Origin of the sequence: Variovorax sp. KK3 (assembly GCF_001984055.1) — a bacterium.
Lineage (GTDB): Bacteria > Pseudomonadota > Gammaproteobacteria > Burkholderiales > Burkholderiaceae_C > Variovorax.
The window spans coordinates 86,630-100,890 of the sequence record NZ_LYVO01000006.1 but is presented as its reverse complement, the minus strand read 5'-3'; the positions used below and the strand labels follow the sequence as shown (position 1 = coordinate 100,890).

Sequence of the window (14,261 nt, the reverse complement as noted above, 5' to 3'; positions counted from 1 at the left end):
CCAATGTGCGGGACAAGCGAAGAGTGCGGCGCAGTTTAGGAATCGCACCGATATCTTTCCAATCAATATTTGGATCGAATCGATGCCAGAAACCGGATTGGCGAAAACCCGATGACAAACTACACCCACTGGTTCATTCGCGCGCGGCTCAAGACGCGGCAGCTGCTGCTGCTGGTCGCGCTGGCCGAAGAAGGCAACATCCACCGCGCGGCCCAGGTGCTGAACATGACGCAGCCCGCCGCATCGAAGCTGCTCAAAGACCTCGAAGACGTGCTGGAGGTGCCGCTCTTCGAACGCCTGCCGCGCGGCATGAAGCCCACCTGGTACGGCGAAAGCATGATCCGCCACGCCCGCATGGCGCTGGCCAGCCTCAACGAGGCGCACGACGAACTCACCGCGCTCAAGGCCGGGCGCTTCGGCCAGGTGAGCGTGGGCACCATCACCGCGCCCGGGCTCACGCTCATGCCGACGGCCGTCGCGCTGGTGAAGCGCGACCAGCCCCAGCTGCGCGTGGCGCTCGAGATCGACACCAGCCCCTTGCTGATGGAGCGCTTCGACCAGGGCCGGCTCGACATCCTGGTCGCGCGGCTGTCCGCCGAGCACGACAAGACGAAGCTGCGCTACGAGCCGCTCACCGAAGAGCCCGTGTCGGCGCTGGTGCGGCCCGGCCATCCGCTGCTGGGCATGACCGGCCTCACGCTGCGCGACCTGGTCGGCGCGGGCTGGATCGTGCCGCCGGCCGGCAGCGTGCTGCGGCACCGCTTCGAGCTGATGTTCCGCGAGGAAGGCCTGGCGCCGCCGGGCAACGTCATCGAGACCTCCGCGCTGCTCTTCCTCACGCGCATGCTGCAGCAGAGCGACATGCTGGCCGTGCTGGCGACCGACGTGGCGCGCTACTACGCCGCGCACGGCCTGGGCGCGGTGCTGCCCGTGCCGGTGCCCTGCCACATGGACGCCTTCGGCATCATCACGCACACCGACCGGCTGCTCTCGCCGGCGGCCAAGGTGATGCTGCGGGCCTTGAAGCAGGCGAGCCTGGAGGTCTACGGACGACGGCTCGAGGTCGAAGCCTGAGCGGAGTGGTGCGGCCTGGCGTGGTCGAAGGATTGCAATTCGCGTATCGCCCCATCCGCATCTGCGCAGTTTCGTCGGCGGCCGTGCCTTGCTACGATGCCGCGCGTCAGGCGCACGGGCTTGGCAGACTGCATCGGAGACCCCCTTGGACACATCAACGAGCATTGCCGCCCCGCGCATCGAGGGCCAGCCCCGGTGCATCCTGCCTGCGGGTGCCAGCCTGGGCGAGGGCCTCATGTGGTCGGTGCGCGAGCAGGCGCTGTACTGGCTCGACATCCTCGAGAAGCGCATGTTCCGCTTCGACCCCGCCGACGGCGCGCAGGCCGAATGGCGCTTCGACGAAGAGATCTCCGCGCTGGCCGAGCGGGCGTCGGCGCCCGGGCTCGCGGTCGCGCTGCGGCGCGGCTTCGCCTTGTTCGATCCGGCTGCGCCGCAGGCCGGCGTGCAATGGCTGCAGCAGCCCGAAGCCGACCAGCCCGCCAACCGCTTCAACGACGGCAAGTGCGATGCCGATGGCCGCTTCTGGGCCGGCACCATGGACTTCGATTGCATCGCACCCACCGGCGCGCTGTACCGCCTGGACGCCGACGGCAGGTGCAGCCGGCACGACAGCGGCTTCGCCGTGACGAACGGCCCCACCTGGTCGCTCGACGGCCGCACGCTGTACTTCAACGACACCGTGAACGGAACGATCCACGCCTACGACTTCGATCCCGCCCAAGGCACCGTCGCGCACCGCCGGCCATGGCTGCGCTTCGCACGCAGCGACGGCCTGCCCGACGGCATGACGACCGATGCGGCGGGCCGCATCTGGGTCGCGCATTGGGCCGGCAGCTGCGTGACCTGCCACCACCCGCACGGCGGCGAGGAGCTCGCGCGCATCGCGCTGCCGGTGAGCCAGGTGACCAACTGCGCGTTCGGCGGGCCCGGCCTGCGCACGCTCTACATCACGTCGGCGCGGGTCGGACTGGACGAGGCGCGGCTCGCACACGAACCACTTGCCGGCGGACTCTTCGCCGTGGAGGTCGACGGCCCCGGCGTGGCGCCCTTCAAGTTCGCGGGCTGAGATGAGCGCTTCGTCGGCGCATCCCATCGTCTGGCTGCAGCGCGGCGCACAGCGCCTGGGCCTGGTGCCTTCGCTCGGCGGCAGCGTCGCGGCCTGGCGGCTGGACCGCGCCGGTACGCCGCTCGACCTGTGGCGCCCCTGGGACGGCAGCACCGACCTGTACCGCACGGCATCCTTCCCCATGGTGCCGTGGTCGAACCGCATCAGCGGGGGTGGCTTCGAAGCCCAGGGCGCGTTCCACCCGATGCGGCCCAACCGCGCCGGCGAGCCCTACCCGATCCATGGCGACGGCTGGCTTCAGCCGTGGCGATTGGAGCGCGACACCGACACCGAAGACGCAGCGACGATGACCCTGGAATCCCGGCACTTCGACGGCAACCCCTATGCCTACCGCGCGACCCAGCATTTCCGGCTGGTCGACGACGGACTCGAGCAGACGCTCGAAGTGCAGCACCTCGGGCCCGCGCCGCTGCCTTACGGAATCGGCGTGCATCCCTGGTTTCTTCGCACGGCCGGCACGCGCATCGTGGCACCCGTGCAAGGTGTCTGGCTCTGCGGCGACGATCCGCTGCCCACACGGCACACGAACGAGATACCGCAGGACTGGAACCTCTCGCACGGCGCGCCGGCCTTCGGCAGCTTCGTCGACAACGCGTACACCGGCTGGGGCGGGCAGGCGCGCATCGAGTGGCCCGAGCATGGCGTGCAGTTGACGTTGGCCATGCCCGACTTCGATGCCGACGGCGGCGCGGCGGCGCACTACTGCCTGATGTACCGGCCGCACGACGGGCCTGCCTTCTGCTTCGAGCCGATCACGCAGCCAATCGATGCCTTTCATCTCGCGGGCAGGCCGGGCTTGCGGATGCTCGACAGCGCCGGGGTGCTTCGAATGCGGCTTCGCTGGCATGTCGACATAAATGAAGCTTGAAAATAACGGCTCGTAACGATGTAGTCCAAAGCTCTCTCCTGCCGCTTAAATCCAAAGCTTTAGCCGTCTTTTTTTGCGCAACATAGTGTGTGCAGATGGGTAGTTTTGCCCTCTCTGACGCCTGACCCCAGCGGGTGCCGATGTTAGATTTCCGCCCAGCGAAACCGGGTCGAAATCCTGGTCAATTTGGCAATGGTGGTTAGAGGGAGCTCTCGCAGTGAAAAGCGAATTCTTGGCGAATGCCGAGGTGAATGAATTGAGCGACTGGATGGCCGCTCGTTTGGCGTCGATGCCCGTGCGCCTGTCCATCCCGACGTCTCCTTATGTGCCTGGCGGTGTCAGTGCCGAGACGAATTTCGCGGCACTGGTGCCGGACCACTTTCGGTGGCGCCTGACCGGCATGGCCGTGGGCGACTGGTGGGAAACGCTGCAGTGTCTGCAGAAGCTCGCGACGCCGCTTCGCGCCGCGGTCGATTCGAACGATGCGGTCGCAACGCTGGCGGCCTGCGAATCCATCGCGCAATGGGGCGCGGACCGCAACAGCCGCGTCGGCGCCAACGCCTACCTCGCATCGCTGGGCGATCGCCTGCCCGAGTACCTGCGGCGCACCGGCGCGGCGATGCGGCTCGCGTGCCCGGACGAGAGCGGCATCTTCCGCGTCGTGCCCAAGATGAACTCCACGCTGGGCAAGATCCATTCGCTGCTCGCGCTCGACGGCCTGCCGATCTATGAATCGCGCATCGCCGCGGCCATCGCGGCGCTGGTCGAGATCTGGCGTCGAGAGACCGGCCGCGCGGGCGAGCCGCTGCCTGCGTTCCTGCGCTTTCCGGCGGTGGGCGGCCAGTTGCAGCGACGCTTGCGACGCCTGTATCCGGACGCCGTCGATCCTGGCTTGCTCAGCTACAGCCAAGGCTCCGAGATCGCCACCGCCGGCCGATGGGCCAGTGCGACGGTGCGCCTCGGGCTGCTCATCGGCCTGGTGATTCGCCGATGCGATCCGGACCTGTTCGTGGCCTGGCCCGACGACCCCGCATCGCGCAGCAGGGGCCTGCGCATGGCGACCTTCACGGCAGCGCTGTTCATGGCCGGCTACGACCCGACCTGCCTCTTGCCGGCAGAGTTCGCGGCCGACGCTCCGGTTCGCGCGGACGCGTAGGCACGGCCCGCTGCCAACGCTCGTTCGCGCCGCCATGATCGGCCGGGGCCGGGTCGGCGGAAATCGCCACACGGATCACACCGACGCTCATGCCGATGGCACGGTGCTTGAACCGAGCGATTTGCAGTAGGAGACGAGTTCGTCGAGCTCGGTCGTCTTGTCGAAGAAGGCGTCGGCGCCGTAGAAGGCGCAACGCCGCCGCATGTCGGGCGTCGCGAAATTGCTCACCACGACCATCCGCTGCCCACTCTTGCGCACGCGGCAGCCCGCGAGCACGGTCAGGCCATTGCCCTCTTCCAGAAAGAGGTCGATGAGCGCGAGGTCCCAACTGTTGCCGTGCTCGAGCAGCCAGACGGATGCGTCGGTGGACTGGCTGGCGGCGCCCACCACGTCCACGCCGGCGCGTTCGTGAAGCAGCGTCGTGAGAAGTTTCCGTATCGAGGGGTCGTCTTCAGCGATGAAGGCCTTGCGTCGCACGCCAGTCCCTTTCGCCACAGCAAGGCCACGGGCCGTCACCGGAATCGCCGCGGCACAGGGAGCCGCGCATGTATTTCATCGCGTTGTCGTTCGATCGGGTCATGCCAATTCCTGGCATGAGGCGCCCGATGCGCTTCTGTCGTCGAGATGGAGCGGCAGCAACAAGGCGACGGCACGCAGCAGATCGAACTCGGTGCGCGGCAGCTGTTGCCTGACGTAGTCGAGATGGCACAAGGTGCCAGCGACCTCGCCGGTCGCATCGACCACCGGCACACCGTGGTAGGACAGCACCACCGACTGGTAAGCATGCCCGTCGAGCCGCTGATCGAGCGAGGCGTCCTGCGTCTCGAAGGAGCCGTCGCGCAGTGCGAACTGGCAGAAGCTGTCTTTCAAGGGCACGTCGGCGAGAGAACTCGCATCGAGTTCCCCGAGCTTGTCGTGGAAGCAGATGCTGGCGAGTACGTCGTGGCGAAGCCGGTAGAAGGCGGTGAAGCGGTGCGGAACGCGGGCGTTCAATGCACTCACTAGGGCGACTGCACCACCGGACGCCAGGACTCGACGAAGTGACTCGACGTCAGCGTGAGGGTCGGCGGCGCTCATCATTTGTCAATGTGGTTGTATTGCGGGCGAGTGTGCAGCTTGATACGCACATCGCCGACTGACACGACTCTGAAAACCAGTGTCGTTTGTGACGTATTTTCGTTTGGCGATCTGTCAGCCAAACACGTCGGCGAGTCACCCTGATGACGCTTAAACCATTGGCTTTAGGTGCGTCGCCACGCGGCTCATCCTGCTGTGGACGAGCCGAATTTCTGCGCTTGTCGCAAGGCGCGAACTCGACGCTTCAGCGCGGTGCGCGAGACGTGCTGGCCTTCATCCTGGCGAGCAGCTCGATGTGCTCGGGCGACTGTTGAGCGATCACCTGCAACGCTGCCGACAACTGCAACGAGGTGTCCAGGCGCGTGTGAAGTCCTTCGAGGATCAAGCGCTTTCCCATGCGAACGGCAGCGCCGGGATGGCGTGCGATCCGGCGGGCAAGTTCGAGGGCCGCCGGCATGAGCTGGTCGTCTTCGACCACGCGCGAAACCAGGCCGATCCTCAGCGCTTCGGCCGCATCGATGGCGTCTCCGGTCAAGGACAGTTCGAACGCATGCGCCAGGCCGACGACCCGGGGCAGCAGCCACGCGCCGCCGTCGCCCGGAACCAGGCCGAGCTTGACGAAGCTTTCCGCGAAGCTCGCGCTCTGTGCGGCGATGCGCATGTCGCACATGCAGGCCAGGTCGCATCCCGCGCCCATGGCCGGGCCGTTGACGGCCGCGATGGTGGGCACTTCGAGGCGCTCGAAGGCCATGGGAATCCGCTGGATGCCCTCGTCGAAGGCGCGGCGCGCATCGGCCGGTGCGCTTCGCGCCGCTTCGGCGGCGATGCGCACCTCGTCGAGGTTTCCACCGGCGCAGAAGGCCGGGCCGTTGCCCGTGAGCACCATGACCTTCACGCTCGGGTCGCGCCGAAGCTCGTCGATCGCGTCGACGAGCGCAGCGATCGTGTCGGCGCCGCCGAGTGCGTTGCGGGTTTCGGGGCGGTTCAGGCGGAGGACCGCGATGGCGCCCTCATCGGAGCGCTCGACGAATGGCGCGGTCATGGTTCTGCGCCGATCAGGCCGGCGCGCAGCCGACGATCCGCTGGCGCGCGAGTTCGTCGACCCGTTCTGCGCTCATGCCGGCTTCGATCAGGATGTCGCGCGTGTCCCCACCCAGGCGCGGCGGCATGCGGCGCGTCGCCGGCGGGGTGCGGCTCCAGCGCCCGGGGGCGGCCATGTCGCGGTAGGTGCCCACGACGGGGTGCGCCACGGTTCTGAAGAAGCCCGATGCCGCAAGATGCGGATCGTCCAGCAACGACTCCAGCGTATGCAGCGGCATGGTCGGAATGTCGGCGCGCTCGCAGGCATCGAGCCACCATGCCGTCGTCTGCTTCGCGACGTCGGCGGCGATCATGTCGCAGAGCGCGTCGGCATGGACCGTTCGATTCGCGATGCCTTGAAGACGGCTGTCGCCGTCGTACTGGCCGGCCCGCCCGACGAGCCCGAGGTAGCTGCGCCACTGGCGGTCGGTGTAGACCATCAGGCACACACTGCCGTCCGCGGTGGCATAGGCCTGTCGTCCCTTGGCGAGGATGCGCTTGTAGCCCATCTCGCCGGACTCGGGGATGAAGGTCTTGCCGCCCAGATGATCGCCCAGCACCTGCGTAGCCATGGTTTCGAACATCGGGATCTCGATGGACTGGCCTTCGCCGGTGCGCTGGCGATGCAACAGCGCGGCCAGCGTCGCGTTGGCCGCGAAGACGCCGACCATCCGGTCCATGAGCGTCACGGGCATGTAGCGCGGAACGCCGTCGCCGACCTCGGCCACGAGCGTCGGAATGGCGAGCGCACCCTGGATCAGGTCGTCGTAGGCCGGCTTGTCCGCATAGGGCCCGTTCTGCCCGTAGCCGACCAGCGACACGTAGACGAGATCCGGCTTGTGCGCGATCAGGTCTTCATAGGCCAGGCCGAGCCGGGCGAGTGCCTTGGGGCGGATGTTGCTGATGAAGGCGTCTGCGCCTTGCACCAGGTCGATCAGGATGTCGCGGCCTTCCGGGCTCTTCAAGTCGATGGCCAGGCTGCGCTTGTTGCGGTTGGAATGCAGAAAGCCCGCGGCCATGCCCGGGACGACGGCGCTGCCGATGCCCCGGCTGGAATCGCCATCGAGCGCCTCGACCTTGATCACCTCGGCACCGAAGTCGCCGAGGTTCTGCGTGCAGACGGGCCCCATGAGCACGGTCGTGAGGTCGAGGATGCGGATGCCTTCGAGCACGGCGGAAGATGCACGCGCGGCCGCATGTGAAGGCATCGATTCGTGCTGCATATTCATTCTTGCTGCATGCCGATGTCGCGCGCGATGCTGCGCCACGTGGCCAGCTCGTCGGTTTGCATCTTGCGCAGCTGATCGGGCGTCATGCGGGCGGTCTGGTTGCCGGTGCGGGCGAAGAAGTCCGACGCCTCCTGGCTCGCGGCGATCTGCTGGAACCACTCACCGAGCCTCGATGCGACGGCTGCCGGCGTCGACGACGGAACAGCCGCCGCGGCCCAGTTCGACACCATGAAGGCCGGGAATCCGGCTTCGGCGAAGGTCGGTGCGTCGGCGAACTTGGGCAGGCGCTTGTCCGATGCGACGGCCAGGACGCGCAGGCGCTGGGCCTCCGCCAGCGCGATGAAAGACCCGGGGTCGAGCACGCCGCAGTCCACCGTGTTGGCCGCGACCGCGGCCGCCACTTCGGACGCGCCCTTGTAGTTGATGTTGTTGAGCTTGATGCCGGCCAGTTGATAGAAGTACGCGGCGAAGAGCTGGTACGACGCTGCGCCGGTCGCCGAGCTCAGTTGCCCGGGTGCGCTGCGCGCTCGCTCGACGAAGGACTTCAGGTCACGGAACGGCGACGCACCGTTCACCGCCAGGACGCATGGCGCCTTGTTGAGCAGTCCGATGAAGCTGAAGTCCCGGACCGGGTCGTAGGGCAGCTGCTTGAACTGCACGGCGTTGATGACGAACAGCGAGTTCGCGCCGATCAGGATCGTGTGGCCGTCAGGCGCCGCTCGGCCGAGCGCGGACACGGCGATGAACCCGTTGCCGCCGGGGACGTTGCGCACAACCACCGGCTGGCCTGCCAACGAAGTCAACTGCGCTGCGTAGTAGCGGGCGCCGATGTCGGACCCGCTGCCGGTCGGGAAGGGCACGAGCAATTCGATGGGCTTCGACGGGAAGGCTGCGGTGTTGCCGAAGGCGGGCATCAGCACGGCGCTCGCCGCGCTTCCTGCAGCTGCCGCGAGCAGGCGCCGCCTGCCGAGTCCGGCAGAGCGACGATGGTTCGTCGAAGTGTTCATGTTCATAGGTGTGTGTCTCTCCATGTCGTTCTGAAAGTATTCATGCGCTGCTCAGGCTGCATTCGAGCGGGGCGGTTCGCCGAGGTGGCGAAAGCCGGCCAATGCCGCCCAGAGCTGCTCCTTGCCGATGTGGCAGAAGTGCCGTCCGAGTCGGCGGGCCAGCGCGCCGCTGTGGCCGTCTTCGGCGCGCCATGCCCAGAGGCGGAGCGTGAGCAGGTGGAGCGGATATTCCTCCGTCACGCCGATGGCGCCATGCGCCTGGTGCGCAATGCGGCAAGCCATCCTGGCGGCCTCGTTGCAACGGAGCTTGGCCACGGCCGACGTTCCCCAGTCCGGCAGTTCGTGCTGGAAGGCCAGGGCCGAGGCCGATTGCGCATTGACCACGGCACTGGCCAGTTCGGCCAGGCTCTGCTGCACTGCCTGGAACTTGCCGAGCGGCTTGCCGAACTGGCTGCGCTCGTTCACGTACCGCACCGTGAGATCGAGCGCGGCTTCGGCCGCGCCCGCCATGAGCGCGGCACGAAAGCGCTGGCGTTCGAGTTCGAAGCGCTGCAAGAGATGAGGCACCGGAACGAAGGTCGCGCGAACCTCTCGCAGCGGGACTCGACTGCGAGGCTCGTGGGCGACGTTGCGGGTTTCTTCGATGTGCTCGGCCGTGGGCGGTGCATCGAGCAGCACCAGGCCGTCGGTCGTGCCACGGCGCGCGACCAGCAGCCACGTCCGGCTTTCTCTGGCCCACGAGAGCCGTGCATGTCCGCTGAGGGAAGTTTCAGTGAATGCGTTCGACTGGGCTTCAAGCGTGCCGATGGCGATGCGCCCCTGCGGCGGAGAGATGCCCGCCTCGCGCAGCAAGCGGCGAGCCACGATGTTCTCGACCACGGGCGCGAAGGTCGCGAAGTAGCCGGCATGTCGAGCGACCATGTATGCGGCGCGTTGGGGCGCCTCGAGATCCGGTTCTGCCAAAACACGGCGAGCCCCATCTCTTCGATGGCTTGCCAGGATTGATCGAGCGCGTTCGATGCGCTGCTGGCACGCAGGCTTTCGAAGAGCCGCTGCGCAGCATCGGAAATCATCCGGCCGTCGTCGGACAGGAATGAAGTCGGCTGGTGAAGGGTGGTCGCGGTCACAGGCCGAGCCCCTTCGCGATGACGCCACGCAGGATCTCGCGGGCACCGCCCCGAATGGAATACTCGGGCGCGCACAAGGCGGTCTGTCGAAGCACCACGGCCAAGGTGCTCACGTCATCGGCCGGCACGTCGAACATGTCGAAGGCGGCGTCGGGCAGCTTTTGTTCGAAGGTCGTTCCGAGGTCCTTCACCAGGGCCGCCGCGTTTGCCGGAGAGTGGCCGGCGTCCAGCATGGCCGAGATGCCCAAGGACATTTCGCGCACGGAGAGCAGCTCTGCGATCAGGTGGCCGAGTCGCTCGGTGTGCGCCTCGTCGTCGGCCGTCGCGTTGTCGACCATCTCGCGCAGAAGGACGAAGCTGCTGAGGAAGCGCTCGGGCCCGCTGCGTTCGAATGCGAGCTCTTCGGACACCTGCTTCCAGCCCTCGCCCTCGGCGCCCAGCAGGGCATCGGCGGGGACCGCGACGTTGTCGAACACGCATTCGTTGAAGTGAGACAGGCCGCGCAGGTTGCGGATACCCCGGACCGTGATGCCCGGGGACTTCATGTCGATGACGAACTGCGACAGGCCCTTGTGCCGCTCGCTGCCCTTCTCGGAGCGGAAGAGCCCGACCATGTAGTCGGCGTCGTGCGCGCCGGAGGTCCAGACCTTGCGCCCGTTGAGCAGCCAGCCTTGGTGCGTGCGCTCTGCGCGGCTTCGGATCGAGGCGAGGTCGGAGCCCGAGTCGGGCTCGCTCATGCCGACGCAGAAGCTGATGTCGCCGGCCACCATGCGGGGCAGCAGGCTGGCCTGGAGCCGCGCGGAAGCGTGCCTGAGTAACATGGGGCCTGTCTGGCGGTCCATCGGCATGCAGTAGTTGATCGGCGCGCCTTGGGCCAGAGCCTCTTCCCAAACGATGTACCGATGCGCATTCGTCAGTTCCCGGCCGCCGAAGTCCTTGGGCCAGGTCAGGCCGATCAAGCCTTGCTGCCCGACTTCGCGCGTCAGTGGCTTGCTGCCGAGCATCCAGCTTTCGGCCAGCTTCGCCGGCTCGAAGTCCGCGAGTGCCTGGCGCCAGAAAGCCCGCACCTCCGTGCGGAAGTCGCGAAGCGATGCCGACTCCATGGCGGCCGGTTCGATCGGCATCGAGGTCATTGAAAGTTTCATGAAGCCACGGCGGTCCCGTGCGTGTGTGGAGGGTTCGACCGCCTTGCGGCCGAGCCACTCGATTCTTTCGTTGCGGCCCTGGCGCTGGCAATCACGCCGCCGGCACATCCGGATTTGCGAAACGCGAATCCGCTCCTGATGTCCACCCTTCCCTCCTTCGACGTTCTGAGACGGCGCGACCTCAACACGCTGCTGGTACTGCGCCGGCTGCTGCTGAGCAAGAGCGTGTCGGTGACGGCCGACCAGCTGGGTATGAGTCCGTCGTCGGTCAGCAAGGCGCTGGCGCAGTTGCGCGAGGACTTCCAGGATCAGCTGCTGGTGCGCTCGTCCAACAAGATGTTCCTGACGGAGCTGGCGGTGCTGCTGCTTCCTCAGCTGGAAGAACTGGTGCGCCATCTGCACAGCCTCTACGAAGGCTCTGCGAGCCTCGACGACGAGCGCAACGAGCGCGTGTTCGTGCTGGGTGCGAACGACTACGTGCAGGCCACGCTGGGGATTCGCATGGCGGGCCTTCTGAGCAAGTCGTCGCCGACGGTGCGGCTGACCATGCGGCCCGTCGCGACCAACCTCGTTCAACTGCTCGCCGACGGCTTCATCGACCTCGTCGTCGTGACCGAGAACCTGGAATCGCGGGGACTGCGCTCGCGCGTGCTGAACCGGGAGCGCTTCGTGTGCGTGGCCTTGGCCGGCGCCTCTGCGCGTGCCGAGCCGATGGCGTTCGACGAATTCTGTGCCCATGCGCAGGCCGACTACACGCCCTCCGGCAACGGCCTGCTGCAGCAGCTGTTCGAGACGCGCCTGCTCGACAAGGGCGTCAAGCGCAACGTGCGGACCACGCTGTCGAGCATCGTCGCCCTGCCCGGCGTGCTCCAGCAGACCGACGGCATCTGCATCGTTCCGGAGCGGGTGCTGCAGGTGGAAGCGATCGCGACGCATCTGCGCGTCGTGCCGCTGGCCTTCGAACTGCCGACCTTCGAGCTCGGGATGTACTGGCACAACGTGACGCACGGCGACCCGCTGGCGCGGCTGATCCGGGATCGGTTGGCGGCGATGTTCGCCGACGCCGCCGGCGGCCGCGCGCGGGGCTGAGCCGGGCAACGAAAAAGCCGGACACCTTGTTGAAAGTGTCCGGCTTCGGATGTGGTCCCGCCGCCAGGAATCGAACCTGGATCTCAGCCTTCGGAGGGCCGAATTCTATCCGTTGAAATACAGCGAGATGGGTCTTCGGCAGAGCGCCGAAGCCCGCCATTATCACGCATCACGCGGCCTGCTTGCAGTCCAGGCCGGCCGGCCCGGACCTGGCGCATTCGAAACCCAGGCCGCCCAGGTACACGTGGAAGATGTGGCGGCCGGCCGCCACCAGGTCGAACAGGCCGGGCTCGAGCAGCCAGTCTTGAATGAGGCCCGAGAAGGCGGCATGCAGGCCGAAGGCCGCGGTCTTCACCGGCATCGGCAGCGCGACGCCGGCCTTGTCGGCCGCCTGCTGCAGCGCGCTCGCGAAGTCGTCGAGGAACTCGTTGCGCGCGGCGCGGTGGCGCTGCAGCACGGCGTCCATCTCTTGCGTGTATTCGACCTTGAGCGTCGCGATCTCGAACACCCGGCGAACCTGCGGGTCGGTGACCATGAGGTCGAGCGCCAGCATCATCACGCGCTCGATCGCGGCCAGCGGATCTTCGCCGTCGCTTCCGGCCTCGCGCTTGGCGGCCTCCAGCGGCAGCGTCACGCGTTCCATCATCGCGTTGAAGAGATCGGCCTTGTCCTTGAAGTGCCAGTAGATCGCGCCACGCGTGGCGCCGGCCTGCTGCGCGATCTGCTGCAGCGAGGTCTGCGAAACGCCCTGCGTCTGGAAAAGCACCTCGGCGGCGTCGAGCAGGCGATGCCGGGTCGCAAGCGCTTCTTCCTTGGTACGACGGACCACTGCGCCTCCTTCTTGCTAGTTCGTTGTCAGGGAGTTGTCACTATACATGCATGAATGTATGTACACTACACCCCCTTCCCGATGGTCAGATTCGCCGTGGTGCTTTAGGCACCGCGGATGTCTCGCCATTCCCCGTCTTCGCTTCAAAGGATTCGCATGCCTCTCCTGCATGTCTCCCGTCATTCGTTGTTGTTCCCGTCGCGCCGCCCTGCCCTGGCCGCCGTCGCAGCCGCCGCAGTGCTCGTGCTCGCCGGCTGCGGCAAGAGCGAGGCGCCGGCCGGCGCTGCGAAAGGCGGCGCCGGTGGCGGCGCGCCGCCGCCGCCCGAAGTGGGCGTGGTGGTCGCCACGCCGCACGACGTCGGCCTGGTGACCGAATTGCCCGGGCGGCTCGAGGCCTCGCGCGTGGCCGAGGTGCGCGCCCGCGCGGCCGGCATCCTGCAGAAGCGGGTGTTCCGCGAAGGCAGCGACGTGAAAGCCGGCCAGTTGCTGTTCAACATCGACCCCGCCCCCTACCTCGCCTCCGCACAGAGCGCCGAAGCCAGCCTGGCGCGCGCGCAGGCCAATGCGGTGCAGGCCAAGGCGCTGGCCGAACGCTACAAGCCGCTGGTGGAAGCCAATGCGGTGAGCAAGCAGGAATACCTGAACGCGGTGGCCTCGGCCAAGACGGCCGAAGCCGACATCGCGGTGGGCCGCGCCTCGCTGCAGACCGCCAAGATCAACCTGGGCTACGCCAGCGTGACCTCGCCCATCTCCGGCCGCATCGGCCGCGCGCTCGTCACCGAAGGCGCCCTGGTGGGCCAGGGCGACGCGACGCCGTTGGCCGTGGTGCAGCAGATCGACCCGATGTACGTGAACTTCACGCAGTCGGCCAACGACGTGCTGAAGCTGCGCCGCGCCATGGCGGCCGGCCAGTTCAAGCGCGCCAGCGGCTCGGAAGCGGCCAGCGTGCGCATCCAGCTCGAAGGCGGCAACGAGTACGAACTGCCCGGCAAGCTGCTCTTCTCCGACCTGACGGTCGACTCGACCACCGGCCAGGTCACGCTGCGCGCCGAAGTGCCGAACCCCAAGGGCGAACTGCTGCCCGGCCTGTACGTGCGCGTGAAGGTCGAACAGGCCCAGGCCACCAACGCGATCACGGTGCCGCAGCAGGCCGTCACCCGCACCCAGCAGGGCGACACGCTGACCGTGGTGGATGCCGAAGGCAAGATGCACAAGCGCGACGTGAAGATCAGCGCGGCGCAGAACAACCAGTGGATCGTGCTCGAAGGCCTGAAGGCCGGCGAGCAGGTAATGGTCGACGGCTTCCAGAAGCTGATGATGATGCCGCCCGGCGCCTCGGTGAAGGCCGTGCCGTGGAAGGCGCCGACGCCGGCCTCGGCAGCGCCGGCACCGGCCGCCCCGGCTTCGGCACCCGCCTCGGCCCCGGCCCCGGCGCCTGCCGCGAAGTCCTGAGG

The 14,261-nt window shown here is 67.4% G+C and carries 14 protein-coding genes and 1 tRNA gene; 6 read left to right on the top strand and 9 right to left on the bottom strand.

Translation table 11 applies throughout. The features are described from left to right. The first annotated feature begins 111 nt into the window (after window positions 1-111). The 4 genes from B0W80_RS04960 to B0W80_RS04945 all read left to right on the top strand — a co-directional run bounded on the left by B0W80_RS04960 (window position 112) and on the right by B0W80_RS04945 (window position 4,224). Window positions 112-1,074 (top strand): LysR family transcriptional regulator, encoded by a 963-nt coding sequence (locus tag B0W80_RS04960; RefSeq protein ID WP_076997993.1) that lies wholly within the window; start codon window positions 112-114, stop codon window positions 1,072-1,074. Between the two features lie 145 nt (window positions 1,075-1,219). Continuing rightward, window positions 1,220-2,140 (top strand): SMP-30/gluconolactonase/LRE family protein, encoded by a 921-nt coding sequence (locus tag B0W80_RS04955; RefSeq protein ID WP_076997992.1) that lies wholly within the window; start codon window positions 1,220-1,222, stop codon window positions 2,138-2,140. A gap of 1 nt (window position 2,141) precedes the next feature. Then, window positions 2,142-3,068, top strand: a complete 927-nt coding sequence (locus B0W80_RS04950) for an aldose 1-epimerase (RefSeq protein ID WP_076997991.1) — start codon at window positions 2,142-2,144, stop codon at window positions 3,066-3,068. Window positions 3,069-3,336: 268 nt separating this feature from the next. Beyond that, the gene (locus B0W80_RS04945) at window positions 3,337-4,224 is read left to right on the top strand and encodes a hypothetical protein (RefSeq protein ID WP_076998039.1); all 888 of its coding nucleotides are present in this window, start codon (window positions 3,337-3,339) and stop codon (window positions 4,222-4,224) included. An 87-nt stretch (window positions 4,225-4,311) separates the two neighbouring features. Here B0W80_RS04945 and B0W80_RS04940 read toward each other — a convergent pair whose 3' ends face one another. The 7 genes from B0W80_RS04940 to B0W80_RS04910 form a co-directional block, all read right to left on the bottom strand. Next, complete coding sequence (locus B0W80_RS04940; protein ID WP_256856488.1) at window positions 4,312-4,740, bottom strand: response regulator; 429 nt, start codon at window positions 4,738-4,740, stop codon at window positions 4,312-4,314. A gap of 60 nt (window positions 4,741-4,800) precedes the next feature. Next, the gene (locus B0W80_RS04935) at window positions 4,801-5,301 is read right to left on the bottom strand and encodes a guanylate cyclase (protein ID WP_179106832.1); all 501 of its coding nucleotides are present in this window, start codon (window positions 5,299-5,301) and stop codon (window positions 4,801-4,803) included. 244 nt (window positions 5,302-5,545) lie between these two features. Further along, complete coding sequence (locus B0W80_RS04930) at window positions 5,546-6,343, bottom strand: crotonase/enoyl-CoA hydratase family protein (RefSeq protein WP_076997988.1); 798 nt, start codon at window positions 6,341-6,343, stop codon at window positions 5,546-5,548. Between the two features lie 13 nt (window positions 6,344-6,356). Continuing rightward, window positions 6,357-7,589 carry a CaiB/BaiF CoA-transferase family protein gene (locus B0W80_RS04925; protein ID WP_076998038.1) on the bottom strand — a complete coding sequence of 411 codons (1,233 nt, stop codon included), beginning with the start codon at window positions 7,587-7,589 and terminating at the stop codon, window positions 6,357-6,359. Window positions 7,590-7,606: 17 nt separating this feature from the next. After that, window positions 7,607-8,617, bottom strand: coding sequence for a tripartite tricarboxylate transporter substrate binding protein (locus B0W80_RS04920; protein ID WP_179106831.1), 1,011 nt, complete (start codon window positions 8,615-8,617; stop codon window positions 7,607-7,609). 51 nt (window positions 8,618-8,668) lie between these two features. Further along, window positions 8,669-9,538: an acyl-CoA dehydrogenase family protein gene (locus B0W80_RS04915; RefSeq protein ID WP_076997986.1), complete on the bottom strand. Its 870-nt coding sequence runs from the start codon at window positions 9,536-9,538 to the stop codon at window positions 8,669-8,671. Between the two features lie 202 nt (window positions 9,539-9,740). After that, the gene (locus tag B0W80_RS04910; RefSeq protein ID WP_143684482.1) at window positions 9,741-10,868 is read right to left on the bottom strand and encodes an acyl-CoA dehydrogenase family protein; all 1,128 of its coding nucleotides are present in this window, start codon (window positions 10,866-10,868) and stop codon (window positions 9,741-9,743) included. A 159-nt stretch (window positions 10,869-11,027) separates the two neighbouring features. On the opposite strand from B0W80_RS04910, the gene B0W80_RS04905 reads away from it, so the two are divergent. Beyond that, complete coding sequence (locus B0W80_RS04905; RefSeq protein ID WP_076997984.1) at window positions 11,028-11,978, top strand: LysR family transcriptional regulator; 951 nt, start codon at window positions 11,028-11,030, stop codon at window positions 11,976-11,978. Window positions 11,979-12,030: 52 nt separating this feature from the next. On the opposite strand, the gene B0W80_RS04900 is transcribed toward B0W80_RS04905, so the two are convergent. Together B0W80_RS04900 and B0W80_RS04895 are read right to left on the bottom strand one after the other, a co-directional pair. Then, window positions 12,031-12,105, bottom strand: a tRNA-Arg gene (locus tag B0W80_RS04900). 42 nt (window positions 12,106-12,147) lie between these two features. Beyond that, window positions 12,148-12,807 (bottom strand): TetR family transcriptional regulator, encoded by a 660-nt coding sequence (locus B0W80_RS04895; protein ID WP_076997983.1) that lies wholly within the window; start codon window positions 12,805-12,807, stop codon window positions 12,148-12,150. Window positions 12,808-12,963: 156 nt separating this feature from the next. On the opposite strand from B0W80_RS04895, the gene B0W80_RS04890 reads away from it, so the two are divergent. Further along, on the top strand, window positions 12,964-14,259 hold the full coding sequence (locus B0W80_RS04890; protein WP_076997982.1) for an efflux RND transporter periplasmic adaptor subunit: 1,296 nt from the start codon (window positions 12,964-12,966) through the stop codon (window positions 14,257-14,259). Window positions 14,260-14,261: the final 2 nt, after the last annotated feature.

Excerpts from the sequence above, each read along its gene's own strand:
- B0W80_RS04960 (WP_076997993.1), top strand. The coding sequence starts at position 112 with ATGACAAACTACACCCACTGGTTCATTCGCGCGCGGCTCAAGACGCGG.
- B0W80_RS04950 (WP_076997991.1), top strand. The coding sequence starts at position 2,142 with ATGAGCGCTTCGTCGGCGCATCCCATCGTCTGGCTGCAGCGCGGCGCA.
- B0W80_RS04945 (WP_076998039.1), top strand. The coding sequence starts at position 3,337 with ATGGCCGCTCGTTTGGCGTCGATGCCCGTGCGCCTGTCCATCCCGACG.
- B0W80_RS04935 (WP_179106832.1), bottom strand. The coding sequence starts at position 5,301 with ATGAGCGCCGCCGACCCTCACGCTGACGTCGAGTCACTTCGTCGAGTC.
- B0W80_RS04930 (WP_076997988.1), bottom strand. The coding sequence starts at position 6,343 with ATGACCGCGCCATTCGTCGAGCGCTCCGATGAGGGCGCCATCGCGGTC.
- B0W80_RS04925 (WP_076998038.1), bottom strand. The coding sequence starts at position 7,589 with ATGCCTTCACATGCGGCCGCGCGTGCATCTTCCGCCGTGCTCGAAGGC.
- B0W80_RS04920 (WP_179106831.1), bottom strand. The coding sequence starts at position 8,617 with ATGAACACTTCGACGAACCATCGTCGCTCTGCCGGACTCGGCAGGCGG.
- B0W80_RS04915 (WP_076997986.1), bottom strand. The coding sequence starts at position 9,538 with ATGGTCGCTCGACATGCCGGCTACTTCGCGACCTTCGCGCCCGTGGTC.
- B0W80_RS04910 (WP_143684482.1), bottom strand. The coding sequence starts at position 10,868 with ATGCCGATCGAACCGGCCGCCATGGAGTCGGCATCGCTTCGCGACTTC.
- B0W80_RS04905 (WP_076997984.1), top strand. The coding sequence starts at position 11,028 with ATGTCCACCCTTCCCTCCTTCGACGTTCTGAGACGGCGCGACCTCAAC.
- B0W80_RS04890 (WP_076997982.1), top strand. The coding sequence starts at position 12,964 with ATGCCTCTCCTGCATGTCTCCCGTCATTCGTTGTTGTTCCCGTCGCGC.